Source organism: Streptomyces sp. NPDC038135 (assembly GCF_055601245.1).
The window spans coordinates 1-23950 of record NZ_JBVJXS010000017.1 but is presented as its reverse complement, the minus strand read 5'-3'; the positions used below and the strand labels follow the sequence as shown (position 1 = coordinate 23950).

The window sequence follows — 23950 nt, the reverse complement described above, 5'->3', positions numbered from 1 at the left end:
AGGGCCGCGCCCCCTCGTCTACAAGGGGGCGCGGCCCAGATCACATCAAGGTGCGGCAGCGGCTGTCACCTGGCGGTGGCATTGGTGGTGGCGACCAGGGCGGCGACCGTTTCCCAGGCGTGGTGCCAGGCACTGTCGAGGTGGAAGGCGCCGTTCATTCCGTGCGAGGCCAGCTTGTAGAAGTCGCCCTTGCCAGTCTTGACGGCGAGCCTCTCCAGCAGGCCCTTGCCCGGCACGCGGCGGTCCGCGGCGTAATGAGTGCCGAAAGACACCGCGAGCGCGGCCGCGGCGGCGGCCGGGTGGACCCGGATGCCGAGCGCGCGGGCTCCGAGTCCGGCGATGATCGCCTGGGTAGCGGTGTAGGTGAGGCAGTGCTGCAAGCACGCCTTCCGGCCGTCAGTGGTGCCGTGGGTCGTCGTCTCCTTCGTGTCCGGGTGCTGGTAGGTGACCGGGTGATCGTCGGAGGCGCCTTTCACACGGGCGCAGAAGTCCGACTGGGCCCAAAAATCGCCGATCGCGCTGGCGGCGCGGGTCAGCCCGAGGAGGACGGCGAAGACGGCGGGACGATGCTGCATGCTGGAGTTCTCCTGATCTCGATAGAGGGGTGAGGGAGCGGGCGGCCGGCACCTGCCGATGCGACGGCCGCCCGGGCTTGTGGCCCCGTCCCGGCCTGGACGCCGGGACGGGGCTCAGGGCCACGCTGGCCAGGCCGGGCGGCCCGCCTGGCCCTCGCCGACCGGATCGAAGCGAGGGCCAGGCGGAGCACCCGGAACAGCAGACGGCCCACGCCGTGAGGCGCGGGCCGTGGGTGATACGGGGATGCGGGTGTCAGATGTCGGAGGGCAGCTTCTCCCCGGTCTCGGCGTCGTAGGCGACACCGGTCGGAGACAGGCGCACGGTCTTGGAGTGCGGCGCCATGCCTTCCTTCCAGGCCTTCCCGCCGACCGCTACACGAACGGTCACATCCGCCAGGGGGTCCTTCACTGGCAGCACAATCTCAGGCGGCCGCTGGAAGTCGCCGGGTTCCCGCACGCTCTTCGCGCTGCGCCCTGACGCATCGAGGCGTAGGAAACGGGAGTCGTCATCGAACAGCGCGTCGAGTTCAACGATGACGCGCTTCCTACTACTGGTCCAGCGAGCAACTACGTCCGCGTCGACGCCGTCGATATGAAGCGCCGCTCCCGCTCGCCCCTGGTATGTGGCCGCCTTGGCCTGTCGTTCGTGGCGTTCTCGGTCGTCGTCGCCCTTCCGCCATACGCCCGTGGCCACCAACGCCAGCCCCGCGATCACCGCGACGTACGGCCAGGCACGCCGGTTGGGCTGTGAAGACACCCCGCCGGCATCGGGCGAGCCTTCCGTGGGCGGCTGGGGAGCGTCGGCCCAGGCCGGTGTGGCCGTGGTGTTGCTCGCGGGCTCCTGCTGCCACCATTCGACGTCTTTGCCCATGCGGGTGACGGTAGCGCGCAGTTGAGCCGCCTGGTCGGGGCTTCCGCACAGTTCGGCCACCTTCGCGCGGGTTGACAGCCACAGGGCGGCCTCGTCGGAGTTGATGCCGTGGGCGGTGATGTCCTGCCGTTCGCCGAGGGCGGCGAGCTGGGCGGCCTCGTCACACCGGCCCTCACTCGCGGCCAGGATGACGTCGTGGTGCCGTCCGTCTATCACGTTGGGCGGCATCTCCCAGTCCCAGCCATCCCCGACGCCGTCCTGCCCGCCCAGCGCCATCGGACCGTGCAGGTCCTCGCCGTCGTCAGTCTCCGGCTCGGGCTGGGCCTCGGCCTCGACCCCCGCGTCGACATCGGTCCCGTCCGTCGTCTCAGCGGTGGTCTCGACGGCCTCAGCGGCCTGTTGTGCTGCGCGGCGGCGGGTCGAGGTGTCCGTGAGCCGCATCTCGTCCTCGTCCAGGACGGTTTGGATGATGTCGACGTAGTCGGGGCCGACCTTCCACAGGGCCTGTCCCGGGTCCAGATTCGGGATCCTCTCGACCGCCCAGGCGGGCAGCCCGAGGAGGCTGCCGACGATGGCGGCCTCTTCGGGGTTCAGGCGTCCGACGTGGGCGATCTCGCACAGCCGTGCCAGGTCCTGTGCCTTGCCGTCGCCGAGGTCGGACAGCGTGTGCATCACCACGTCCAGGGACAGTGCCGCCTTGCGGGAGTTCTTCAGCAGGCGCTGGATGAGTTCGGCGGTGGCCGGGGAGAGCAGGATCTGCCAGGCCTCCTCGAGGACCAGGTGCCGGTGCACGGCGGTCGACTGCCGCAGCCACACGTGCTCCGCCCAGCACGAGATCGCGGCCATCAGCGACGGAATCGCGGGCGAATTGCGGTCCAGGCGGGAGAAGTCAAAGCTGAGGATCGGCAGGTCGGTCTCGGGAAGGCTCGCGTCCTGCCCGTCGAACAGGCCCCGGAGCGAGCCTTCGGTGTAGCGGGACAGGGCAATCGCGGCGCCCTCACCCCACTCCATCAGCTTGGCAGCAGGCCACCTGCCGTCCTCGGGGACGACCAGCGCATCCACCAGCCCGTTCAGGCCCGTCGCCTTCGGGTGGTTTAGCGCGTGCTGAAGCGCGTGGGTGGCCTGGGGGCTCAGCGCGGCGGGCTCGACAGCGGCGATCAGTGAGCGCACCAGCTGCTCACGGACTTCCGGCGGGAACAAGGTGGCGACGGGGTTCAGGGTGAAGGCGCCAGCCTCGATGACCCGGCCGCCGAGCTCACGCGTGAGCGCCGCCCACTCACCGCCGCCGCTGTCCTCCCCAAAGCTGTCGATGACGACGGCCTGGTGGCCGTGGCGGAGGATCTCGCGGCGGATCCTCGCCTTCGCGGTGGTGCTCTTGCCCGAGCCGAGACCGCCCAGGGCAAGGGAGTTCGTGGACGGCAGGATCGCGGCCGGCGCCTGCACCGGGGACAGGTGGAACGGGCGGCCGTCCAGCAGGGACCGCCCGATCGGGATGCCAGGAAAGGTGGTGGTGGAGGCGACGAGGGGGGTGGTGATCGCGGCGTGGCTGGAGGGCAGGCGAATCACAGGATCGCCCCTTTCTGGGTGGAGGCTGCGTGGGGGGTGGTCATCAGATGGGCGCGGTGCTGCTGGCCGGGCAGCCAGTCCAGGTGGATGCGGTGCCGGTCTGCGGTCAGGGAGGCCTGCCAGCGGGCGTCGGTGACCGCCTCCGGGCTGTCGCCCCAGACGGTCAGGTAGGCGTCGACGTCGACGAGCGTGGCGCCCTGGACCAGCGCGCCGTGCGCGGTGTTGGAGGCGATCTCATGGGTGGCGGCCTTCACCTTGTCGGTGGTGAACGCCTCAGCCGTAGCGGCCTGCCACTTCGCCGACCGGCGGGACTGCCCCACCGGCAGCGGCCGGTAGAGGACTGCGAGGGAGCGGTCGGATTCCTGGCCCAGCAGGAGGCGGGGCATGAGGTCGCCGCCTGTCTCCTCGGGCCAGGCGGTGATCCGTGCGGTGGCCGCGTAGCGGCCGTCGCCCAGCGCGGCCCAGCCGGGGCCGCGCCCGGTCACGGCGGGGACGGGGTCGGGGGGCAGGGGAGTCAGGGCGCCCAGCGCGGCGAACTCACCCGCGAGAGTGTCCAGGACACGGGCGGGCTGGCCGACGATTCCCTTGGGGACGTGCACGCTGATGGTCTGCGTGTGCGCGGTGTGGTCGCGGACGGTGGCGTGGTGGGTGACGTGGACCTGGATCCCGGCGGTGCGCGCCTGCCCGGCGGTGAACGTCAGCGCGCGGGAGAACGCGTCATGGAACGCGGCCCGCCGTGCGGGGTCCTGCATGGTGCCGTGCTCCGGATACAGCGCCCACGTCGCGGTCGCCCCGGCCCGGGTCAGCATGGCGGCGGGGGCGGTGCGCTCGCGCAGATGCCGGTAGCCCACCGCCGCCCACCGGCCGATCGAGCGCGGCCCCGGCGCGAGGTTCAGGAGCGCCGCGGCCGCGCCCACCGCGCCGAACGTCCACACCGGCGGCGGGGTGAGCATCGCCGACGCCAGGATCGCGCCCCCGGCCCCGGCATTGACCTTCGTCAGCAGGGTCTCGACAGGGCTGAGCCCACGCTGCAGAGCCGGGACACGGTAGCCGGGCGTCAGGGAATACATGCAAAGCCTCCAAGGATGTGCGGCGGACAAGGCCGGCCCCGGTGTCCGCCCCTCGCCGCCGTACAGCGGGAGGGGCGGAGCACCGGGGCCGGGAGCAATCGGCTGCTGTTACTGGGTGCCACCAGACCCATCGGGCGAGCCGGTCCGGCGGGACGCGGGCCGGGGGCTCGTGCCACGGCCAGGCGGGTTCGGCGGCTGGGTGCCGCCGAAGCGGGCCTGGGCTGCGGCACGCACCTGGCGGAACTGCGCGTTGCGGGTCGCGGCCTCGGTCGCCTGACGGCGGGCCGAGGCGACCGCGGACTCGGTGGTCAGGCGTCCCGGCCGCTGGGGTCGCTTGACGCCGTAGGCGGCGAACAGCACGCCCCGGTCCTGCGACATCGCACGACCCGGGGTGGGCACCGTGCGCGGCAGGCGCGGGGTGTTCTCCTGCTCGTAGAAGTCCGGCACCCCGGCCCGGACCATCGCACGAGCCAGCGGGTTGGTGGTGTTGTGTTCCACCAGCGTCCGCACGCCCCTGGCCACCTTGGGCCCGAAGTAGGGCACACCGTGGAAGATCATCCGGAGCATGAGCGCGTCTGCGGCGATCACCAGGACGGCGTCCACCGCGAGCGAGCCTTCAGCGAGCTTCACGAACGGGCTCACCAGTAGCAGGGCGAAGGGGGCGAGCATCAGCCCCAGCAGCCGCTGCGCCCACGTCTTGACCGCGCTGGTGTCCCCACCGCGCGCCAGGGACGCCAGGATCAACGGCGCCATGCACACGAACACCAGGATTCCGATCTGGCGGGTCATGAACACCAGCGCAGCAAAGGCCAGGGCGACGACGAGCGCGGAGATGATCAGCAGCAAGGCCAGTGGGTTCCCCGCATCCGCGCCCTTCTCCAGATCGGTGCGGATGACGGGGAACAGCGTGGACTCGTTGCTGTCGAACGCGGCCGTGAACGCGTTACTCACGGCCTTGTTGAGCAGCATCACAGCGCCCGGGACCGATGCCATGCCAGCGACGGCCGCAAGCGTCCAGCCGGTCGAGGCGCCCAACTGCTTCAGACGCGGTGCGCCCTGCCAAGCGGTCAGGGCGCACACGACAACGACGCAGATGAAGACCGTGACGGCCAGGTGCTGGCCGAGCCACAGGAACTGCTCATACACCCAGCTGTCGGCTTTGGCCGGCGCCCACGCGTCTTTCGGCGCGACCAGCCTCGTGACTTTCTTGATCAGGAAGTCGGCGAGCTGCTTGACGTGGTCGGAGGCCCCGTCGGTGAGGCCGCCGCCGGTCCCCCCGGCACCGCCGGTGCCGGGGGGACCGCCGCCTGAGTTGTCCTGTTCGCAGTAGGCCCGGCCGGGGCCTTTGATCAGGTCGCAGGGGTCTTTGTCTGCCATGCCGGGTCAGCCCTTGGCGTTGGTGACGGTGGAGAACAGGGTGTCGCCGTAGAGGGCGAGGATGACCGCGACGAACAGGGTGCCCACGGCGAAGGAGCCCTTCTGCAGGGCGCCCTTGGGGTCGTTGGACAGCTGCAGCAGCATCCGCAGGGCGATGATCGCGATCACGGCGGCGATGCCCTTGGTGACCAGACCGCCGCCGGTCAGGCCGATGGTGTCGAAGAAGTCCTTGAAGCCGCCGGACATGTCGACGGGCTTGGCGAGGGTGGTGAGCTTGGACATGAGTCAGACCTCCTGGGTGTGGTGGGTGGTGGGGCGGGCGACGGCGATCAGGTCCGGCATGGTGTCCATCGGGTCGTAACGGACCCGGGCGCCGGGACGCGGGGCGTCGAGAATCCAGCCGCCGCCGATATAGATGCCGACGTGATGAATGCTGGTGGTGCTGGAGCCGTAGAACACGAGATCCCCCGGACGAACGTCGCCTGGTTTCACTGGTTCTGACGCGGCGTATTGCTGCGCCGCCGTGCGGGGGAGAGCGATACCGACCTGGGCGTAGGCGTAGAGGGTGAGCCCGGAGCAGTCGAAACCGGTGATCGATGCACCGGACCGGCCCCGGGGTGAGCAACAGATGCCCGTGCTGGGGCCGCTCGCGTTTCCCCCGCCCCACGAATACGGGGTGCCGATCATTGCCGTTGCCGCATTGATGGCGGTAGAGGCCTGGACCGTGGTCGCTGTTTTACCGCCGCCGCTAGTGGGTTTGCTGGCGAGGGCCTGAATGGACCGGACGTAATTCTGCGTCTCCTTATACGGTGGCACGCCGCCGTATTTGCGGACCGCGCCGCTCCCGGCGTTGTAGGCGGCGAGCATGTTGCCCTGCTTGTCACCGGGAACATCCTGGACTTCTTTCGCTATGCCGCACAGGTATCCGGCGGCTGCCGGGATCGCGTCCTCGGGATCCCAGACGTCGCGTTTGCCGTCGCCGTTTCCGTCGACACCGTGCGTCTCCCACGTCGACGGCATGAACTGCGCAATGCCTTGCGCGCCGACCGGGGAACTCGCTTTCGGATTGAATCCGGATTCCTGTGTGAGGAGCGCGGCGAGCAGATTCGGTGTGACCTCGGGGCAGGTGCTTCCCGCACTCTCGATCAGCGACCTGTATTGGGTGGGGACGGCGAGGCTGAGCGCTGTGGACAGCGGGTGGTCGCCGGCCCCCTGCACGAGCGCGGCCACGACCACGGCCGCGGTCGCTCCCACGCCGACGGTGACGGCTGTTGAGGCTCTCAAGAGCGCAAATCTCCTTCCGGGGACTTCCGGGGGCTGTTTTCGCTGTTTCGGCTGGTCATCGTGGGTTTGGTATCCGCCGGAGGATCCGCCAGGGATCCGCCGGGCATCCGCCGGAGGCGTGGCTCCCGGCGGATGACCGGCGGATCCCGGCGGATGTCCGGCGGATGCTCCGGCGGATGCGGCAGGTGTCACAAACCGGACTTCAGGGCGGCGACGAGGTCGGCGAGGTGGTAGCCGCGCACACCCTTGTCGTCCTTGCCCGACGTGACGCCGAGCAGGGCGGAGAGTTTCCGCCCTTGCATTACCGGACTTTCTTCCAGGATTCCGAGGGCCGGGGCCAGGTCAGCCGTGCACATGAACTCCACGCCCTTGTCCCGCAGCAGGTCGACAGCCTGCTTGAGCGGTGAATCCGGCGCGGCGTCCACTGCTTTCTTCCGACGGGATTCGATTTCGTCGACCGTCTCCCAGATGAATTTATCCTCGAAGTTGAATCCCCGGATGAGGGTGGAGCGTCCCTTGGTGAAGAGGACGCCTTGGCCCTTGATGTCGGGGTCGAGGAGGGCGGGGTTGATCGGGGCGATGGTTTCGAAATAGGTGTCGCCGAGTGCGACCTTGGCGGTTCCCGCTGATGCCACATACAGGCACAGGCGGTAAAGGAACTGGTCGCGTACTTCGACGGGGATCGCGTTCGCGGACGGGCGCTGGGTCATGAGGACCGTGGAGATGCCGGATTCCAGGGACTTGGACACCAGCGACCGCGTGTCGTTCACGATCTGCTTCGCCTGGTCTTTTTCTTCATTGCTTCCGCCGGAGGCGAAGAAGTCGGCCGCCTCGTCCACGATGAAGATGACCGGCTTGAAGCGCGGTACGGGCTGCCGCTTGCGGACGGCTTCCTTGATTTGCTCGTACCGGCTGTCGGAGAGGTTGTTCAGCTCGCGGACCATGCTCCAGAACACGGCCGGGTCGTCGGAGGATTCGTAGCGGGTGGCGATCGGTTCGAACCTGGTCAGCCCGCAGAATTTCCCGTCGAGGAGATACAGGTCGAATTCGCCGTAGGCGATCAGCAGGCAGGTGATGAGCCCGTTGATCAGCGTGGTCTTGCCCATCTGCGTCATGCCGGCGACCAGGAGCGAGGCCTTGTCGAAGGTGGGAACGCCGACGAGCTGGCCGGTGACGTCGTGGCCGAGCGGGATCCCGGCGAACGTCTCGATCTCCTGCCGGGTGGGCGCGGGGAACGGGCGGGTGAACGGCGGTTCGTGGAGCTTGAGCAGCTTCACGCGGCGTTCGTTGTCCCGGCTGCGTTCCATCGTCATGTGCAGGCGGGTGACGTGGAACATGCCCGCCACGGTGCCCAGGCGCTTCTCGACGTCCTCGTAGGTGCGCCCTGCGGGCACGAGGAAGTCGTACATGGTGCCGGCCGGGATGTCGGTGACGGTGGCCTCGTCGCGCTTGATGATCTGGTCCCGGCCGATGGCCCCGGCCGTGGTGAGGGCCGCGGTGAGTTCCGGGTGCGGCGCAGCGTCGGTCTCGGCCGGGGCCAGGGTGCCGTCCGCCTGCAGCGTGACAGCCTGTGCGGCCGCCTGCGCCGCCGTGCCCGTCTGAGTCTTGCCGGGCTTGGACTCGCGTCCCCACAGGCGTTTGAGGGCCGTTTTGGCCTTCCAGGCGGTGTAGCCGAGGGCGACCAGGGCCCCGGCGGTGAGGAGCAGGGTCGCCGGCCAGGACAGGCCGAGTTTGTCCTTGATCGCGGCGAGAGTGCCCGCCGCGATCGCGAGTGCGCCGATACCGCCGGCGGCCTGCGCGTACATGTCGTCGCTGGCTGCTTGTTTTCCTGACACGCCTCTTCCTCAACTGGTGGCGGAAACGCGGACACGAGAGCCGTGCACGCGCGGGATGGGAGTGGTGCTGGGGGTGCTGGGGGTGCTCGCCGGGTCTGCTCCCCGGGTCTGCGAACCACTGGTCCGCTCGCCAGGTCACTCACCGGGTCTGCACCGTTTCGACTGCGTTGGTTTCCGGCAGTCGCAGCAAGGGCCAGCCCGCGCTGTTTGCGGGCTGGCCCTCACTGGTGGTGCCGGACAGGTGTGGTTAGGCGTCGGCGTCCTCGGACGCTTCCTCGTCGCTGTCGGTGGTGTCGGTCATCTCCCCGTGGCCCTCGTTGGCGCGCAGCGCGGCCCAGGCGTGGCGGATGCGTTCCTCGCTGCCCTGGTAGCCGACGCTGCGGAAGGAGCTGCGGGCCTGCCGGAACGAGAGCGGCGGGTCGTCGGAGTAGCGCAGGTGCCGGAGCACGACGCCGATCTGCGTGTCGGTCAGCTGCTCGCCGGGCTGGGGGACCGGCACGCCCTCGACGGCCGCGAGGTCGGCGAGCGTGACGGTGTGTGCCGCCGGGTGTGCCGGTGTGCCGGAAAGCGTGCCGCCGGGTGTGCCGGATCGTGTGCCGGTTGTGTTCGGCAGGGCGTTGACCTGCGTGCCTCCCGTGTCCCGGCGGTTAAGTTCCGTGCCGGTAACCGTGCCGGGCAGGGCGGGCGCGCCGGGCTTCCAGGTGCCGAGTTCGGGCAGGGTGATCGCGGCGACCGCAGGGGGCAGGACCTTCTCGGCGACCGTCTTCGCGGTGGTCTCGGCCTGCTCGTGCAGGTCCTCGGTCATGGCCTGCTGGGCGGCGAGGACCGACAGGCGGTAGGCGGTCTCGGCCTCGGAGACCCGCTCGTTGAGGTCGCGGGCCAGCTCCAGCAGCTCGATCCGGTCGGCGGCCTCGGCCTCCATCTCCTCCAGCTGGTCCGCGACCTGCTGACGCCGGGTCGCGATGGTACGGCGGGTGGTGTCCGACACCCGCCGGCCCAGCGCGGGCAGCGCGATCCACCAGGCGCCCTTGGTGCAGACGATCGCGACCGGGGCGATGACCACGGCCAGGTCGAACCCGGCGCCGGTGGCCTTCAGCCTGAGGGCCAGGTCGACGGTGGGGATCGCGGCGTTGATCAGGGTCAGCGCCAGCCCCGCCCACCGCACCCGCCCCGCGCGCCGGCGGTTGTTGCAGGACAGGATCTCGGTCGCCTGGAAAACGACCCACAGGGCGTCCAGCGCGCCGACGGTCGGGACCGCCCACTTACCGAACGGCGGCTGGAGGATCTGGTAGCTGACGGCCATCGACAGCACGGCCACCCCGAGGGTGACCACACCCAGGACGCCGAGCACCAGCCCGCGCGGCGACGGCCACCGCCAGTTCCACTTGCTCTTGCTCTTCACTCGTGTTTCCTTTCGCGGTTCAGGGCCGGCCGGGCGGCCGGGGAGTCAGTTGGTGGTGGTGGTCAGGCGGGCGACCTTGGCGACGTGGGCGTCCTGCTCGGTGATGAGGTGGCGCACGCTGTCGGCGAGGGTGGCGCGGCGGTAGCCGCGGTAGTCGCTCAGGGAGCCGACATGCCAGTTGCTCGCCTCGGGGTGCCCGGCCGCCTTCATCGCGGCGTCCCAGCCGAGATCGGCGTACAGGTGCTTGTCGTGGACCTCGGCGATCGCCTCGCCGCGCTCGTCGAACGCGGCGGCGGCGGCCAGGGTGCGTTCCTGCGCGTCGACCAGGCGGGAGAGGGCGGACGGCCACTCGGCGGCGGCCTGCGGGGTGCGCAGGTAGCCGTAGGCGGACGCGAGGGCCTTCGCTTCCCGCTCGTAGGCCTTCCACCGGTCCGGGGCGTCCCCCACCACCGTTTTCAGGTCGGCGACGTAGGCGGCGTCCTTCCACCGCGCGTACGCCGTCTCGTACGCGTCCGACAGGATGACGTCGGCGGCCTGGCGCAGCCGGTGCTCGGCCGCGTCGTCGGCCTCGGATACGTACCGCAGCTTGGGGTCCTGGTAGACGGCGGCGGGCAGGGACGGCCGCTCCTCGCGGCCGGTGAACGGCGCGAACTCGAACAGCAGTCCCCAGCCGGAGGGGTGCGGCTCGACCTTCCGCAACTGGCGCGGCCAGTAGGGCCGCAGCCGGGCGAAGATCTCGCGGTTCTCGTCCTGCGTGACGCGGATGGTGTGACCGGCGGGCATGACGTCTCCTTGACGAGGTGAAGGGGCGGGCGGGCGATGCCCGGCGCCGCAGGCCGTGGCCTGCGGCACGGGCGGCGCGGGTGGTTGGTCGTGCGCCAGCCCGGACTCGTCCAGGGGCGCGCGTAACGGGATCAGACGGGACACGAGTTCCTCCCAGCGGAGCGTGCGGGCTGTCCGGGCAGGAGCGCCGTCAGGTGGTGGCGGGCCGGTGGTCGGTGCGGTGACCGGCGGCGGTGAGGGCGGCGGCCAGGTAGTCCGCGGCCTCGTCGTCCTCGATACGCAGCCGGTGCCGGGCGAACGCCAGACAAGCGACCTGCGTCGTGCTCACCTGCCCGGGCACGTCGCCGGACGAGGAGGTCAGGGCCGCGTTGCGGACCAGGTCCCCGGCGATCTTCATCAGGCGTGTGTGCCGCTGCCGGGCACGGATCGTCTTGATCATGTGGGTTTCCCTCCCTGTGGGTGCCGGGCTGTCCGGCTCCCCTGGACGCCGCCCGGCCCGCCGCGGTGGTGCGGCGGGACGGGCGGGTCAGGCAACCGTCAGAAGCGGCCGGTCAGTTGGTGGCGGGCCCGTACGTGCGGGCGAACCGCGCGCCGGCGGTGAGCAGGGCGGTGACGTCGGCGTGGGTGCGCGTCAGGCGCTCCGACCACGCCGTGGCGCGGGCGGTGGCGGATCCGGTGTGGGCGCGGACGATCAGGTCCAGGACGGTGGTGGCGACGGACTGGGTGTCGCTGTCGCCGTGCCCGCCGTCGGCGGCGTGCGACAGCGCCCGGGTCAGGGTGCGCCGGGAATCGACGGCGCTCGGGGTGCTCTCGTCGCGGACGAACCGCAGCAGCGCCTTGAGCATGTCCTTGACCGTCGCCGTTTCCTCGGCGGGCAGGTCCGGGCCCGCCGGGGAGTGCCAGTGCGTGCTGTAGGTGTGGACGCGGACCCAGCCGTGCCGGTCCAGCAGGTCGGCGGCGGCCTGAAGGTGGCGGGCCACCGCCTCGCCGGAGGACTCCTCACCGGACGGGCCGACCCACACCGGCCGGAAGGCGCCGGCGGCCAGCTCGGCCGCCCGCTCCAGCACCGCATCGGCGAACACGACGCCAGCGGTGGTCGTGGTGGTGGTGGTGGTGGTGGTCTGGGCGGGGATGGACGTGGTCATGATGAGCCTCTCTTTCAGCGCGCGCGGCGCTGCTGGTTGAGTCGGGTGAGGTAGGCGTCCTGCAGCCGGGCGAACGTCTCGAACAGCCGCTGCCCGGCCGGGCAGTCGGGGCCGGTTCGGGTGCAGGCGGCGCAGCTTGTGGTGTGCGTCTGCCAGGCGCGGTGCGCGGCCTGGTAGCGGCGGTGCAGGTCGTCAGGCACGCGGCGCGGCCACGACGGTGGCGTCGGCGGGGGTGCCGGGCAGCAGGTGCAGGAGGTGGGGGCCGTGGTCGGCGAGCGGCCGGCGGCAGGAGTCCGGAACGGCGGGCACGGCCGGGGGCAGGCCCGCTAAGACGGGCCGGGTGCGGGTGTCGCGGTCGTGCGCGGCCACCACCAGACAGGCCAGGTGGTGGAGATCGTGGCGGGCGGTGGAGGGGTGGACGGCGCCGGCGGCGGCCCGCAGCCACACCTCCTGCGCGAGGTCCTCGGCGAGATCCGAGGCCGCGTCCTCGATCAGCACCCCGACCAGCTGCCCGACCAGGGAAAGGACCATCCGGTGATGGCGGGCGTAGAGACCGGCGAGCACGGCCGTGTCAGGGGCCGACGACCGGACCGCAGCAGCGGCAGGCGGGTGGGCGGGTGCGGCGGCCCGGGATGCGGTGACGACAGGCATGACGATTCCTCCAGAGGGCGTGGGTGGCTGGTGGTGCGGCGTCAGGTCGGGTGGGGTAGGGGCGGGCTGTCCCGGCTCCCCTCACCGCCCGTGCGAGACGGGCGGATCGGGCAGCTGGTCAGTCGCCGTAGTCCTCGGGCAGGCCGTGACGGCGCAGCCACTCGCTCTCGTAGTCGTTGCGGCCGACCGCTTCGAAGGTGGCGCGGGCGTCGGTCACCTCGGCGTCGGTCATCTCGGGCGTGGTCTTGTGCGCCCAGGTCTTGCCGGTGAGGTCGGGCCAGCGGTCTGCGGATCCCATGCGGGACTCCTCTCATGAGGGGGTGGGTGGAGGTCGGTGACGCGGTGCCCGGCGTCCCACGCCGCGGCGGCCGCCAGGGCGGCGGCCGCGAAGAGCAGACGGGTCGACGGGTGGCCGGGGCCGACGTCGGTCGCGGCCCGGGCGGCGCGGTGCTGCGCCGCCCGGGCCGCTGCTATGAGGTGCGGCATCCGGGGGCTATTGGCAGGCGCCGCACACGCCGCCGGGCCAGTCCGGGAACCAGCCGCCGCACTTGCTGCACTGCCCGCTGCCGGACGCGCGGACCGGGGCGGTGGCCGGGGCGGCAGCGGCCGGCGGGGGCGTGGGGGTGCTGGCCTCGGCGCAGCGGCACCGCCAGTAGCCGCACACCGGGCAGGCGTCGTCGGCCATCGCCGGGCGGTGCAGGGTCAGCACCGGCTGCCGTACGAGGCCGGGCATCATCTCCTGCAGCGTGCGGCGCGCCCGCCGGCCCGCCGGGATCCGGGCGTCGGCCTCACGCACCATCCGCGCCAGAAGGTCGCCGAGCCGGCGGTCGGCGGGCACGGCGGCGGTACAGGCACCAGCGGCATGCCAGCCACCGCACCGGCCGCACGCATACTCCGGATTCACGGCAACCGGTGTCGCGGAAGCCGTGGGACGTGTCATGATCGCAGTGGTCAAGGGATCGCCTCTTTCCTGATGACCGGACAGCCCCGGGAGGTCAGATTCACGGGGCTGTCACCTTTTGGCGGGCCGGACGGCCGGCCACGGCCCTTCTCCCGCCCCCTTTCACGCGCACTGGTGGGGTGGGAGAGGGACCGTGGCGGGCCGGTCAGGCCGCGGTCGCGTAAACGCCGGTGTCGGGGGCGGCACGGATCAGGTGGTCACTCGTCGTCCACACCGTCCCGACCGCGAACGGCTGCCCGTCCGGGCGGAGGATGTCGCGGACGATCACCGCCCACCGCGCCGCGCTCCGGCGCAGCAGCTGCGCCGCGTCGGCCGGAGTGGTGACGAGCGCGAGGACCTCGAACCGGCCGTCCACGTTTTGGTAGATCGCGCCGGGACGGCGCGGCCCGATCTCGTCCTCGATGCCGGGGCGGGCCTGGCGGAATACGATGCTGTTCATGCGGGTCGTCCTCCCGGAGATGGCCTGCGACAAGAACCCCTCAGGAGTGCAGACCTGAGGGGTTCGTCGTATACGGGGCCCCGCACAGCAGCGGGGCAGTGCGTCCTGCGCACTCCACCGCTGGCCGGGCCCGGGGTGGGCGCGGCCGGCGGTGGGCAGCGCAGGCTGCGGAGCGGGGTCAGGATTCGTCGGCGCGGACCTGCATGCAGTCCAGGCAGATCGGCACCTGCCGGTCGACGTCGCCGACCTCCCAGGCGAAGGGGTCCCGCCTGACCTCTACATCCGGCTTGTCCTCGTCACAGAACCCACACGTCATGTCATCTCCTCATCGGTGCTGCGTGGCCCCGTGGTGCGGGGTGGCCCGGGCAGTGGCCGTTCGTCGGGGTGTACGGGGTCAGGCGGCGGTGGCCGTGGTCTCGCGGGCCGTGTACTGCTGGCCCAGTTCGGCCTGCCGCCGGTCGTGCGCCGTCACGTCCCGCGGCGCCAGCGGCACGCTGGGGGCCTCCGTGGGGCGGTCACCAGCGGGCACCGCCCGGCGCTTCTCGTCGGCGGCTGCCACGCGGGGCAGCACGGCGTTCCAGTCGGCCACGCGCCCAGCCGGCGTGCGCTCCGCACGGGCCCGCAGGGTCCGGTCGGTCTGCGGGCTGAATGCCTTGGGCAGTACGGCGGTCCGGCGGCGGTGGCCGGTCTCCGCGTGGCCGTCCTCCAGACGCTCCTGCCACCTCTTCACCGTCACGTCAACGGTGACCAGGCGGTTGCTGCCCAGTCGGCAGCGGACGGCCGCGTCCTTACCCGCGCGGCCGGTGTCGTGCGGGACGAGCTTGGGCTGCTTGGTCTGGAGGCCGGTAATCGGCACCCACGTCGTGCAGTCGGGGCAGACCAGCGACGCGCAGGCGGGGCGCAGGTCGTACTGGTGGGGCCTGAGAGTGGAGAGGGCGAGCGCCGGGCGGGCGTTGACGGTGCGGGAGCGGGTGCGGCTCTTCCGGGGGCGGGCGGTGCGCTCAAGGGTGGAAGCAGTCATCTGGACTCCTCATGGGCGGAGTGGCAGGGAGCGCGTCGCGATGCTCTCTCCGCCCTCCGGGCCACACGGCGCAAGGCCGGCGTCCCGCAGGACAGACAGCGCACAGCGCTGCGACGTGCACACAGTTGTCGCGGCCGTCAGGCTCCGGAGGAGTTCGATGGTGCTCTCACGCCCTCAGCGAGCTGAGGACTACCCCGGCCACCCCGAAGGGCGGACGACTACTGCGGTCGGGCGCTTGACGTGCAGATATACCCAACGCAACCGAGCTATTTAGCGCCCTAAACCGCCCGGCCACCGAAACCATAGATCCCCTCGGCCCCGCGCGTCAACCACCTTGAACCTGTGCGGTTTAATGAGGTAAACATGACCTCGTGAAGGGAGGCACACATGGAACGGCTTGACGGGGCTCCGCCCCAACCGAGAGAGCAACTCGACGCGGCTTTCGACGCCGCCCTGTCTCAACTGAAAGAGCTGCCAGACCCTCTGACACGGGCTAAGACAGCCCATACCCTGGCCAACCGCATCCAGGACTTCAGCAATGAGTTCCAGGTCGTACGCAACGAGGCGATGAACGAGACGCTGCGCGTGGGCCAGTTGAACAGCACCCAACTGGCGGCCGAACTGGGCATCAGCAAAGGCCGAGTAAGCCAGCTGGCCAAGGGCGCACCGCCAGAGCGCCTGTTCCTCGGTTCCGGAAGAGTCACCGTAGCTCTCGCGGAGAAGCTCGAGGACGGCAAGCTGCAGGACGGCCGAGACAAGCCCGTGCAAGGCCCCGTCATCGCCACCGAAGACGTCCAAACATACGAGCGGCTTCGCGAGCTGGCCGAAGATGTCGGCCTCGAAGCCGGCTTCGAGCGGATCCCCCTCGGTGGCAACGTCCGGCTCAACCGGAACAACCTGGTCGTAATCTGCGGACCCCGGCTCTCACCCTTGATCGAGCAGATCCTCGAGGGCGATCCCCATCTGCGATTCGGCAAGGACGATGATGGCTGGCACCTCATCGACCGGAACACCGGCCAGGTGTACCGCTCTCCCATGGACAATGGCGAGACCGGCGATGTCGCGTACTTTGGTCGGCTCCCCCGGCCAGATGGCCAGGGGACTTTCCTCTACATCGCAGGCATCCATGCCCGCGGCTCCGGCGGAGTCGTCCACTGGCTCACCCAGGAGCTGGCCAACGTGCACCGCGAACTCAAGGCGAAGCGCTTCTCGACCCTCATTGCCAGTCGGTTCGACTCGGAGACGCTGGAAATCATCGAGAGCGAACGCATCACGCCGTTTTACCGCCCGGAAGGAGCCTGACGTGCAGGTATCCATGGCATCGGCCCAAGGCGTGGACACCATCCCGAACGAAGACGCAGCCCATGCCAGCCCCACCGGTGTCGTCGTACTGGACGGCCTTTCTGCACCGCAGGACCTGCCCATGGGATGCGTCCATGGCACCCCATGGTTTGTACGACAGCTCGGCTCCTGCCTGATCAACCTGATCGGTGACAACACGGTGCCGCTACGCGACGCACTTCGGAACGCCATCACGAGGGTCAATGACCTTCACCGTGACAGCTGTGCGCTGGATCAGGAGGCCGTCCCGGCCTCGACCGTCGCGATGATTCGGCAGCGGGATGACGCCCTCGACTACCTGGTGCTCTCCGACAACGTACTGGTGCTCGATCTCGGCGACGGCGTTCAAGCCATCACGGATAAGCGAGTCGAAGAAGTGGCTGATGACGAGATGCGTGCGGCACTCCAGGGACCGACGGGCACCTCGGAGCATGCCACTCGGATTTCCGCACTCGTCACCGTTCAGCGGCGCCTGCGAAACCGGCAGGGAGGCTACTGGGTGGCGGCAACCGACCCGACTGCAGCCGACGAGGCCATCACCGGAACCGTCGCCCTTGACCGGGTCCGGCAAGTAGCCCTACTGACGGACGGCGCGAGCAGACTCGTTGACAGCTTCGGTGCCCTGAGCTGGGGGCAGCTCCTCGATGTGCTGCGCACCGAGGGGCCGGCCGCCCTTATCGCCCGCACCCGAGAAGCAGAGCTCGCTGACCCGAATGGTGAGCGGTGGCCTCGGTTCAAGCGGTCTGACGATGCAACCGCCGCGTACGTAAACATGGGGCAGCCCATGAAGGGCGGCCACAAGTGAAAAGCTCGGAGCTTCGCTGCCCTCCCTAAAGCGAAGAGGCCCCGTCACCACAACGGAGCCTCTTCCAAGCCCGACTCATCCGCCTGACAAGCACTGAGTCGCGATCCGGTGAGGTGACCTCGCCGGGGTGATACCCGTGGGCCTCGCGGCCCTCGCGGTCACCTGTACCCAGAGTATGCGCCACCCCATCGCGCATCACCACTACTCCGGGTCCCCTGCTAGGTCACACCGCTGGTCGCGGCTCCCCTACCTGGGGAGATGTACCACCTTGCACTACCAGACGCTCTCGACGGCCGCGCCGCGAGGTGTCCGCCTCCGCGGATGCGGCGGCGCGCTGCACCACATGCCGATCGCGTACGACATGGCCACCTTCACCACCGCCGACTGCTCGATCGCGGCCGACATCGTCCCCACCGTCCAGTGCACCTCGGGGGTGGCGTGGTGATCCAGCACATGAACCTCGCCTTCGGGGCCGACGGACTGTCGACGGGTGAGGGCGCGTTCCTGTTGGCGTGCTGCAACCACACCGACGATCGCGGCTACGTAATCGCGTCCATGCGCCAGCTGGCGGACGAGGCGCACATGAAGATGACGGCCGCGAAGGCGAACAAGCAGCGGCTGATCAAGCGCGGCCTACTGGCGGCCGGGGAGCGGTACAGCCCGAAGAACGGCGCCAGGATCGCCGACCTGTACCGCGTGAACCTTGCGTTGCTCACGAGCATGCAGCGCAAGCGCACCGACTACGGGTCGAGCCTCATCGAAGAACTCACCTTCGCCGCCGCGCAGGAAACCCCCAGGTCAGCCCCCCCGTCGGAATCCGACCGGGGGGAGGGAGCGGGCGTCGCAGCCCCCCCGTCGGATTCCGACGGGGGGGGGTCGGGTTCCGACGGGGGGGGGTCGGGTTCCGACGGGGGGGGGTCGGATTCCGACGGGGCTGGGGGGTCGGATTCCGCCCCCCTTCTCCTTCCCTCTTCAGATCCCTCTTCTCTCTCTCCCCGCGCGGGTGTCGCGTCCGACGCTGATGCCTCACCGGGCACAGCACCGGTCGGAGAGAAAGAGAGCGTGGCTTCGCCGAAGGGGCGGAACCCCTCCGGGGCTGAGGTGCCGCCGCAGCGCGAGGGTTCAAGCGAAAACGCAGCGGCAGCGGGGGGGCGGGTCGTGGCGGCGTACGCCGCTGTCCTCGGGCGGCCGGTGCTGAACGGCACCCGGGCCAAGCTCCAGCGCCAGGCCGTCGAGCTGCTCGCGCAGGGGCTGCCGGAGGCGTGGCTGTGCGACCGGGCGCGGGAGCTGGCGGCGCGCGGCTGGTCCGATCTGGTCCAGCACGCGGAGCGGTCCACCGCGCCGATCCAGGGGCAGGGCGGGAAGCCCGGATCCGGCCGGCCCGGCCTGCCGCAGTGGTGCGGCGAGTGCGGCGATGACAACCCGGCCGCACGCCTCAATCCGCGGTTCCGGACCCTCGGCGACATGGGCGGCGGGGAGAAGTGCCCGCGCTGCCACCCCGACCGCATCGCCCCCTCGACCGCGTGAAGCGCCCTGTGCGCCCGTCTGCCGCGTTTTCGTCCCGCCTGGGTCTCTCCGGGCGGGGCGGGGCGGGAAAGGCGCTCAGAGGCTCGTATAGCCGATCTTGAAAGTAGGTGCCCGTCATGGGCCTGGTCTCCGACGGCCTGGACCGCGCCACACAGAAGGCGTTCACCCGCCCGATCCCGAAGTCCGCGCCCGCGCAGATGCGCTACCTCGTCAAGCAGCTCAAGGGCACCCGGCCGGTGGCCGAGCTGCTCGGCGTCTCGCAGCGGACCGTGGAGCGTTACGTGAAGGACCAGATCCGCCGGCCCCGCCCGGATCTGGCCGGGCGCCTGGCGGCCGCGGTGCGGGCCCGCTGGCAGCCCCGGATCCGGGAGCAGGCCCGCAGGCGGGCCGCGGCCAGCACCGGCATCGTCATCGACACCCGGGCGCGGTTCGGGTTCACCGCCGCCCCCGGTACCACCGACGACGCCCGGATCCGGCACCTCACCCTCGCCCTGCCTCCCGCCTACGCTGCCCGCCTCTTCGACGCCCAGCAGGCGGGCGCCACCGAGCAGCAGCTGCGCGCGATCACCGCCGAAGGCCTCGGCGAGACGTACTTCCGCGACGGCGGCCGCCGCGCCCACGGCCTGGACGTGGTGTTCACCGACGTCGAGCAGCTCGACTTCGACCTCTGACACGCCTCACCCCGCCCCTGACCTGCCGGAATGCATCCGGCGCATATCTGATGGGAGATGCCCATATGACCAGTACGGAGCGGCATTTACGGCTCACCGTGACCGCCCTGATGTACGCGACCGGGGAGACCCAGGCCGACCTCGGACGCGGCCTGGGCCTGAGCCAGGGGCAGATCAGCCGCAAACAGGCCGGCACCACGGCCTGGTCGCTCGCCGACCTGGACCGGCTCGCCGCGCACTACGGCATCCCCGCGCCTGAGCTGCTGCGCGGCGCCGACCACGCCGTGAGGCTCCTCCCGGCCGCACGCCGGGCCGCGTGTATCGGCGGCACCCAGACCACCCTCACCGCCATCAGGAGCCGTCACCGCGACCTGTAGACGCGGGGGCTGGCCGTGTTCGGCGCTCGGATCGGCATGCAGCGCCTCCGGGGGCCGGGGGGTGTGGGCGTTCACGTTCACGCGGGCCGGGAGGGGTGAATGGATCCGGGCTCTACACGCGTGCGTACGCGTACGAGCCGGGCCGTTCACTGACCGGCGGCTGGCTTTGTACGCCGAGAAGCACAGCGGATGTCGATGACCAGGAACGGCACCCCGGGCGCAGCAAAGTCGATGCCGACGAGAAACGGCAGCACCACCCTGCACCCCAATCTGTAGACGCATCTACAATTAATCTGTAGAGTGCTCTACAGAAGGAGCGAGAGTCGTTCCTCGGAAAGGGCGCCATGCAGCGGTACGAACTTCAGGCCTGGCTCGGCGACGACCACGGCCTGGACGAGGATCAGATCCGAGATCTGCTCCAGCAGGCCGACGAGATCGAGGCTCACTATCCCGACGAGGATGACCGGGATGAGGCCGCTGTGGCTCTGACGGTCGCTTACCGCCTCATCAGCGGCGACGAGGGCGTCGTGGAGGAATTGGCCGCCAGCCGCGCCGAGGCCAGGGCGGCTGAGGTCCGTGCGATGGCCGGCTTGCGGCAGGCCGCCCTCATGCAGATTCCGGCCGCGGGCCATGGGGCCGAAACCAGATTCGCCCGCGCCGCCGGCGTCGACCGTATGACCGTTCGGAAATGGCTCGGGAAGTAGCCGCGTACGTCCGGGGGCCGTTCCTGCCGATGCAGGCGCGGCCCCGCCTGGCGGGCCGCGCTCTGGTGGTCAGCACCTTCACCCTCGCTCCGCTGGCCTTCTCCCCCCACGAGATCCACCCGCCTCGCCCGTCCGAAGGTCCGCTGGCGGCCCGCTGGGAGTCTGCTGGAGTCCGTCCGGCAGACGGGTGGGTCCGTCCGCTGGACGGATCGCCAGCGGACCCTCAGCGGGCTCCCAGCGGACTCCTGGACGGGTGCGGGAGCAGACCTGGTGTGGCCGGGCAGCGCGGGGGACGATGGGGTTCGTGGGTGAGCGTGGCGAGGACCAAGAGCACGGCGCCGGTCCGGATCCGGTGTGTGCGCCGCTCGGTGTGGCGCGGGCGCGGGAGGTGACGGCCGGGCTGCGGGAGGCGTTGGACGATGTCCGGCGCTCGGTGGCGGTCCTCGCCGCCCGGGTGTCGGACGCGCACGCCGCCCGGGTCTGGCTGCTGTTCGGCCATGCCTCGTGGGCGTCGTACTGCGTCGCGGAATTCGGTATCTCCCGCGCGCAGGCGTACCGGCTCCTGGATATCGCCCGTGCCATGACCGCGATCCACGGCGCGGTCGCCGCCGGCGGCGCCGGCCTGTCTCGCATGCGAGACACGAGCCCGACCGGGGTGGCCGCGCTCGACTACGGCTGTCCCAGCGGGCCCTGCTCGCCGTCTCCGCCCGCAGCGGCGACGTCGCGGAGGCGATCACCCGCCGCCTCACCGCACTCGCCCACGACAGCCTCCAAGCCCTCGATGAGCCCGCCGTGCGCGCGGTGGTCCACCAGGCCGTCCGCGACGTCCGCACCACCCCGCCCCCACCACCGCCCGCCGCCGAGCCGGCGGACCCGGCCGCCGCCGAGCTGCGCGCCGTCGCCGACCAGCTCTGCGCCAGCAGCTACGCGATCGGCGTGCTGATGCTCGAGGTCGCCCCCGCCTACCTCTCCGACACGGCCGCCGCCGACGCCCTCGCCCCGCTCTGCGAAGAGATCGGCGAACCCCTCGACCACGGTCTCGCCGCCCGCCGCTACGCGATCACCGGCGACCGCCGCGCTTTGCGCGGCACCGTGCTGTAGGCGCCGCGACCCAGGAGGCGACCCGGGGTGTGCTCCGGGACGCGACCTCGCCCGGAGGGATGGGCTGGAGGCGGTAGCGCAGCATTTGCACGACCCACCGTGCAGGGGTGGAGTCCTGGGCTGATCCGCACACACGGACCCGGCCTTTGGGGCGCCCCGAGTTGCTGCGCGGCGCCGACCACGCCGTCCGGCTGCTCCCGGCAGCACGGGCGGGCCGCGTGCATCGGCGGCACCCAGACCACCCTCACCGCCATCAGGAGCCGTCACCGCGACCTGTAGGCGCGGGGGCGGGCCGGGCCGTGTGCGGGTGATCTTCCGCGCCCGGCCCGTGACGCGGCCGCGCCCTAGGGGAGTTACCCGGGCATGATCCGACGACTCATCGGTGCGGCGGCCGGCGCGGCCGCCGTCCTCACCGCCCTCGCCACCGCCCCGTCCCCGGCCGCCTCACAGGCCGGGGACCCGCCCCGGGCCTGCGACACCCAGGCGGCAGCCCAGCTCCATCCCGCCGACGCCATGCGCCCGCGCACGGGCCATTCCCGGAATTCCCCTGCGGTCACGGTCCTGCCGGGGAATGCGGATCTCTACGCCGATTGCTGGGATGTTCCCGGCGACGAATGGTGGGCGCACGAAAAAACCGTATTCGGCTCCACGAACGGCCATCGCGACCGGAATGCGGGGATCGCCTCGTGACCGGACGCCGGCAGTGAGCCACGGCGGGCCCGCGTCTGTCCTCGGAGCCGGGCTGGGCAAGCCCGGCCCCGTGCCGCACACGATAGCCGCCGCCCCGCCACGGAATCAGGCCGTGGCAAGGCGCGCCTCGCGAACAGGCCGCCCCGCTGTTGGCCGGGTGGGGGGCGGGGGTGGGGTTTCGGTACCCGGCGGTGGCCGGTCGGGTGCGCCTGCCAGGATGGTGGGCATGAGGGATGAGACGGCAACGTATGACGCGCGGCTGCGGGATCTGGAAGCGGAGGCGTTCCGCACCGGCCGCACGCTGGCGGAGCACGGCCAGGCGCTGACGCAGATCCGGGAGCAGCAGAGTACGGCGTTCTCGAACATCGATTCCCTCGCCGACGCGATCGGCGCCCCGGGCGAGCGGACCATCGCGCAGCGCCTGGACACGATCGAGCGCGTGCTGTTCGCTCTCGCCCGGGCACAGGGCATCGCCCCGGAGACCGCCGGCTGACGGGAAGCCGGCCCCCACAGCCCCTTGCGGTGGCGGGGGCCGGTACCGGCGTCGTGCCGAGCCCCATGCCGGGCCTCGTGCCAAGGGGCGGGGCTGGGCTCCGCTTCCCCTGTGGTCGCCCCTGTGATCGCCCTGCAGTGGTCCCTGCGTGCCGGGTGCGGCGCACTGCCGGACCGGGCCGACAGGCCCGGTGCCGATAAGACGCTCACCTATGGCGCTCAGGGCGCGGTACATCCCCAGGCGGCTCACTGTCATGTAGGCGGCACATCGCAGTCACAAAATCGAGTCGAACTGACCGGTATGACGGCTCGACGTCACGCTCGCTGTGTGAGAGGCCCTATCAACGTTCGCACGGGTGCCACGTTTTGTCCGGGAAGGGCAGCCACCAGACAGTGCCACCCGTCGTTCACCATGCATGGTTGACCCCGTGATCGTCACCCTGCACTACTCGCCCCCAGGCGCGCCCGACACCGACAGCCTCCACCTGGAGCTGCACACCGAACCCGGCGCCCGCCTTACCCTGAAGCTCGGCGCCCACCGCACGCTCGCCCCCCGAGGCATCCCCACCCGGCCCCGACCTGCCGGCCTCGCGTCCGAACCTTTCTCTCGGGACTGGGACCTACCCGGCCTGCCTGCCGACTGCGCGCCCGGCTGTAAGCCCGAGCTGCTGACCAGCGCCCAGGTCACCGCCCGCCTGCGCTACGGATATGGGCAGGAATGGCCCCAACGGCGCATTGCGACCTTTGCAGGCCGCTCTTTAGGAGCTGTGAACAAGCACATCAAACGCTTCAGGAGAGAAGATAAAGTAGCCGTGACGCGAGCTTAATTTTCGGAACTACGGAGATGTTGGACTGCCCGGGCGGAATGCACAGGCCATGTCACGATTGCTTGGTCGATCTAAGTGCAAAAGTCTCCGTCAGCGCAATGGTCTCCGATCCGGGGGGAGGTGGGCGAGATTCGTTCACGATCCTACCCGCTGCATCATCCATGCTGAAGCGGCGGATACGTCAGCACGCCAGTACGGTCGGAAAGCATCCCCAGTAGGCCGACTCCGTGCTATGTTCCCCATATGCAAGCAGCGCAGAGGCCACTGGTCGGCACGGTTCGACCGATTCCCCTGACGGTATGCCAGGTGATGTCAGGTCAGTTCCGCTCAGTTCTGCGGTTCGGGGCTGGCAGTCCCCCACGCATCCTGGCTTCGGCCCGGGGGGTGGTGGGGGAGGGTTCGTGATTCTACCTGGCAGCAGAGTTGATGCAGCCT

The 23950-nt window shown here is 70.7% G+C and carries 29 protein-coding genes; 11 read left to right on the top strand and 18 right to left on the bottom strand.

Annotated elements, in window-relative coordinates; all coding sequences use genetic code 11:
* Positions 1–65 precede the first annotated feature (65 nt).
* The 18 genes from ACZ7JA_RS35805 to ACZ7JA_RS35720 all read right to left on the bottom strand — a co-directional run bounded on the left by ACZ7JA_RS35805 (position 66) and on the right by ACZ7JA_RS35720 (position 14980).
* Positions 66–575 carry a hypothetical protein gene (locus ACZ7JA_RS35805; protein WP_470812627.1) on the bottom strand — a complete coding sequence of 170 codons (510 nt, stop codon included), beginning with the start codon at positions 573–575 and terminating at the stop codon, positions 66–68.
* 253 nt (positions 576–828) lie between these two features.
* Complete coding sequence (locus ACZ7JA_RS35800; protein ID WP_470812625.1) at positions 829–3012, bottom strand: hypothetical protein; 2184 nt, start codon at positions 3010–3012, stop codon at positions 829–831.
* Entirely contained in the window at positions 3009–4082 is a 1074-nt protein-coding gene (locus ACZ7JA_RS35795) for a hypothetical protein (RefSeq protein ID WP_470812623.1), read from the bottom strand. The genes ACZ7JA_RS35800 and ACZ7JA_RS35795 overlap by 4 nt, the downstream gene beginning before the upstream one ends.
* A 108-nt stretch (positions 4083–4190) precedes the next feature.
* A complete protein-coding gene (locus ACZ7JA_RS35790) occupies positions 4191–5459 on the bottom strand; it encodes a hypothetical protein (protein ID WP_470812621.1) in 1269 nt (422 codons plus the stop codon).
* A gap of 6 nt (positions 5460–5465) precedes the next feature.
* Positions 5466–5741 (bottom strand): hypothetical protein, encoded by a 276-nt coding sequence (locus ACZ7JA_RS35785; RefSeq protein WP_470812619.1) that lies wholly within the window; start codon positions 5739–5741, stop codon positions 5466–5468.
* A 3-nt stretch (positions 5742–5744) separates the two neighbouring features.
* Positions 5745–6695, bottom strand: coding sequence for a C40 family peptidase (locus ACZ7JA_RS35780; protein WP_470812617.1), 951 nt, complete (start codon positions 6693–6695; stop codon positions 5745–5747).
* Positions 6696–6931: 236 nt separating this feature from the next.
* Entirely contained in the window at positions 6932–8548 is a 1617-nt protein-coding gene (locus tag ACZ7JA_RS35775; RefSeq protein WP_470812615.1) for an FtsK/SpoIIIE domain-containing protein, read from the bottom strand.
* Between the two features lie 277 nt (positions 8549–8825).
* Positions 8826–9980, bottom strand: coding sequence for a hypothetical protein (locus ACZ7JA_RS35770; protein ID WP_470812613.1), 1155 nt, complete (start codon positions 9978–9980; stop codon positions 8826–8828).
* 45 nt (positions 9981–10025) lie between these two features.
* Entirely contained in the window at positions 10026–10763 is a 738-nt protein-coding gene (locus ACZ7JA_RS35765; RefSeq protein ID WP_470812611.1) for a hypothetical protein, read from the bottom strand.
* 190 nt (positions 10764–10953) lie between these two features.
* A complete protein-coding gene (locus tag ACZ7JA_RS35760; RefSeq protein ID WP_470812609.1) occupies positions 10954–11202 on the bottom strand; it encodes a hypothetical protein in 249 nt (82 codons plus the stop codon).
* A 112-nt stretch (positions 11203–11314) separates the two neighbouring features.
* Positions 11315–11908, bottom strand: a complete 594-nt coding sequence (locus ACZ7JA_RS35755; protein WP_470812607.1) for a DUF6197 family protein — start codon at positions 11906–11908, stop codon at positions 11315–11317.
* Between the two features lie 14 nt (positions 11909–11922).
* A complete protein-coding gene (locus ACZ7JA_RS35750; protein ID WP_470812604.1) occupies positions 11923–12108 on the bottom strand; it encodes a hypothetical protein in 186 nt (61 codons plus the stop codon).
* Positions 12101–12559, bottom strand: a complete 459-nt coding sequence (locus ACZ7JA_RS35745; RefSeq protein ID WP_470812602.1) for a hypothetical protein — start codon at positions 12557–12559, stop codon at positions 12101–12103. Before ACZ7JA_RS35745 ends, ACZ7JA_RS35750 begins: the two co-directional genes overlap by 8 nt.
* 118 nt (positions 12560–12677) lie before the next feature.
* The gene (locus tag ACZ7JA_RS35740; protein ID WP_470812600.1) at positions 12678–12857 is read right to left on the bottom strand and encodes a hypothetical protein; all 180 of its coding nucleotides are present in this window, start codon (positions 12855–12857) and stop codon (positions 12678–12680) included.
* 195 nt (positions 12858–13052) lie between these two features.
* On the bottom strand, positions 13053–13397 hold the full coding sequence (locus ACZ7JA_RS35735; protein ID WP_470812598.1) for a hypothetical protein: 345 nt from the start codon (positions 13395–13397) through the stop codon (positions 13053–13055).
* A 268-nt stretch (positions 13398–13665) separates the two neighbouring features.
* Positions 13666–13959 carry a hypothetical protein gene (locus tag ACZ7JA_RS35730; protein WP_470812596.1) on the bottom strand — a complete coding sequence of 98 codons (294 nt, stop codon included), beginning with the start codon at positions 13957–13959 and terminating at the stop codon, positions 13666–13668.
* Positions 13960–14137: 178 nt separating this feature from the next.
* Positions 14138–14275 (bottom strand): hypothetical protein, encoded by a 138-nt coding sequence (locus ACZ7JA_RS35725; protein ID WP_470812594.1) that lies wholly within the window; start codon positions 14273–14275, stop codon positions 14138–14140.
* A 78-nt stretch (positions 14276–14353) separates the two neighbouring features.
* Complete coding sequence (locus ACZ7JA_RS35720; protein ID WP_470812592.1) at positions 14354–14980, bottom strand: hypothetical protein; 627 nt, start codon at positions 14978–14980, stop codon at positions 14354–14356.
* A gap of 387 nt (positions 14981–15367) precedes the next feature.
* On the opposite strand from ACZ7JA_RS35720, the gene ACZ7JA_RS35715 reads away from it, so the two are divergent.
* The 11 genes from ACZ7JA_RS35715 to ACZ7JA_RS35665 all read left to right on the top strand — a co-directional run bounded on the left by ACZ7JA_RS35715 (position 15368) and on the right by ACZ7JA_RS35665 (position 23515).
* On the top strand, positions 15368–16282 hold the full coding sequence (locus tag ACZ7JA_RS35715) for a sigma-70 family RNA polymerase sigma factor (protein WP_470812589.1): 915 nt from the start codon (positions 15368–15370) through the stop codon (positions 16280–16282).
* A gap of 1 nt (position 16283) precedes the next feature.
* Entirely contained in the window at positions 16284–17126 is an 843-nt protein-coding gene (locus tag ACZ7JA_RS35710) for a protein phosphatase 2C domain-containing protein (RefSeq protein WP_470812587.1), read from the top strand.
* Positions 17127–17394: 268 nt separating this feature from the next.
* Positions 17395–17571 (top strand): hypothetical protein, encoded by a 177-nt coding sequence (locus ACZ7JA_RS35705; protein ID WP_470812585.1) that lies wholly within the window; start codon positions 17395–17397, stop codon positions 17569–17571.
* 713 nt (positions 17572–18284) lie between these two features.
* Complete coding sequence (locus tag ACZ7JA_RS35700) at positions 18285–18653, top strand: hypothetical protein (RefSeq protein WP_470812583.1); 369 nt, start codon at positions 18285–18287, stop codon at positions 18651–18653.
* 116 nt (positions 18654–18769) lie between these two features.
* Positions 18770–19324 carry a telomere-protecting terminal protein Tpg gene (gene tpg, locus ACZ7JA_RS35695; protein WP_470812581.1) on the top strand — a complete coding sequence of 185 codons (555 nt, stop codon included), beginning with the start codon at positions 18770–18772 and terminating at the stop codon, positions 19322–19324.
* Between the two features lie 65 nt (positions 19325–19389).
* On the top strand, positions 19390–19701 hold the full coding sequence (locus tag ACZ7JA_RS35690) for a helix-turn-helix domain-containing protein (RefSeq protein ID WP_470812579.1): 312 nt from the start codon (positions 19390–19392) through the stop codon (positions 19699–19701).
* Positions 19702–20045: 344 nt separating this feature from the next.
* Complete coding sequence (locus ACZ7JA_RS35685; protein ID WP_470812577.1) at positions 20046–20405, top strand: hypothetical protein; 360 nt, start codon at positions 20046–20048, stop codon at positions 20403–20405.
* A 792-nt stretch (positions 20406–21197) separates the two neighbouring features.
* Positions 21198–21506 (top strand): hypothetical protein, encoded by a 309-nt coding sequence (locus ACZ7JA_RS35680; RefSeq protein WP_470812575.1) that lies wholly within the window; start codon positions 21198–21200, stop codon positions 21504–21506.
* 363 nt (positions 21507–21869) lie between these two features.
* The gene (locus ACZ7JA_RS35675; protein ID WP_470812573.1) at positions 21870–22196 is read left to right on the top strand and encodes a hypothetical protein; all 327 of its coding nucleotides are present in this window, start codon (positions 21870–21872) and stop codon (positions 22194–22196) included.
* Positions 22197–22422: 226 nt separating this feature from the next.
* A complete protein-coding gene (locus tag ACZ7JA_RS35670; protein ID WP_470812571.1) occupies positions 22423–22689 on the top strand; it encodes a hypothetical protein in 267 nt (88 codons plus the stop codon).
* A gap of 427 nt (positions 22690–23116) precedes the next feature.
* Complete coding sequence (locus ACZ7JA_RS35665) at positions 23117–23515, top strand: hypothetical protein (protein WP_470812569.1); 399 nt, start codon at positions 23117–23119, stop codon at positions 23513–23515.
* Positions 23516–23950 lie beyond the last annotated feature (435 nt).

Excerpts from the sequence above, each read along its gene's own strand:
- ACZ7JA_RS35675 (WP_470812573.1), top strand. The coding sequence starts at position 21,870 with ATGATCCGACGACTCATCGGTGCGGCGGCCGGCGCGGCCGCCGTCCTC.
- ACZ7JA_RS35790 (WP_470812621.1), bottom strand. The coding sequence starts at position 5,459 with ATGGCAGACAAAGACCCCTGCGACCTGATCAAAGGCCCCGGCCGGGCC.
- tpg (WP_470812581.1), top strand. The coding sequence starts at position 18,770 with ATGGGCCTGGTCTCCGACGGCCTGGACCGCGCCACACAGAAGGCGTTC.
- ACZ7JA_RS35795 (WP_470812623.1), bottom strand. The coding sequence starts at position 4,082 with ATGTATTCCCTGACGCCCGGCTACCGTGTCCCGGCTCTGCAGCGTGGG.
- ACZ7JA_RS35775 (WP_470812615.1), bottom strand. The coding sequence starts at position 8,548 with ATGTACGCGCAGGCCGCCGGCGGTATCGGCGCACTCGCGATCGCGGCG.
- ACZ7JA_RS35715 (WP_470812589.1), top strand. The coding sequence starts at position 15,368 with ATGGAACGGCTTGACGGGGCTCCGCCCCAACCGAGAGAGCAACTCGAC.
- ACZ7JA_RS35760 (WP_470812609.1), bottom strand. The coding sequence starts at position 11,202 with ATGATCAAGACGATCCGTGCCCGGCAGCGGCACACACGCCTGATGAAG.
- ACZ7JA_RS35720 (WP_470812592.1), bottom strand. The coding sequence starts at position 14,980 with ATGACTGCTTCCACCCTTGAGCGCACCGCCCGCCCCCGGAAGAGCCGC.
- ACZ7JA_RS35670 (WP_470812571.1), top strand. The coding sequence starts at position 22,423 with ATGAGGGATGAGACGGCAACGTATGACGCGCGGCTGCGGGATCTGGAA.
- ACZ7JA_RS35685 (WP_470812577.1), top strand. The coding sequence starts at position 20,046 with ATGCAGCGGTACGAACTTCAGGCCTGGCTCGGCGACGACCACGGCCTG.
- ACZ7JA_RS35765 (WP_470812611.1), bottom strand. The coding sequence starts at position 10,763 with ATGCCCGCCGGTCACACCATCCGCGTCACGCAGGACGAGAACCGCGAG.
- ACZ7JA_RS35740 (WP_470812600.1), bottom strand. The coding sequence starts at position 12,857 with ATGGGATCCGCAGACCGCTGGCCCGACCTCACCGGCAAGACCTGGGCG.
- ACZ7JA_RS35730 (WP_470812596.1), bottom strand. The coding sequence starts at position 13,959 with ATGAACAGCATCGTATTCCGCCAGGCCCGCCCCGGCATCGAGGACGAG.
- ACZ7JA_RS35725 (WP_470812594.1), bottom strand. The coding sequence starts at position 14,275 with ATGACGTGTGGGTTCTGTGACGAGGACAAGCCGGATGTAGAGGTCAGG.
- ACZ7JA_RS35755 (WP_470812607.1), bottom strand. The coding sequence starts at position 11,908 with ATGACCACGTCCATCCCCGCCCAGACCACCACCACCACCACCACCACG.
- ACZ7JA_RS35805 (WP_470812627.1), bottom strand. The coding sequence starts at position 575 with ATGCAGCATCGTCCCGCCGTCTTCGCCGTCCTCCTCGGGCTGACCCGC.
- ACZ7JA_RS35745 (WP_470812602.1), bottom strand. The coding sequence starts at position 12,559 with ATGCCTGTCGTCACCGCATCCCGGGCCGCCGCACCCGCCCACCCGCCT.
- ACZ7JA_RS35785 (WP_470812619.1), bottom strand. The coding sequence starts at position 5,741 with ATGTCCAAGCTCACCACCCTCGCCAAGCCCGTCGACATGTCCGGCGGC.
- ACZ7JA_RS35690 (WP_470812579.1), top strand. The coding sequence starts at position 19,390 with ATGACCAGTACGGAGCGGCATTTACGGCTCACCGTGACCGCCCTGATG.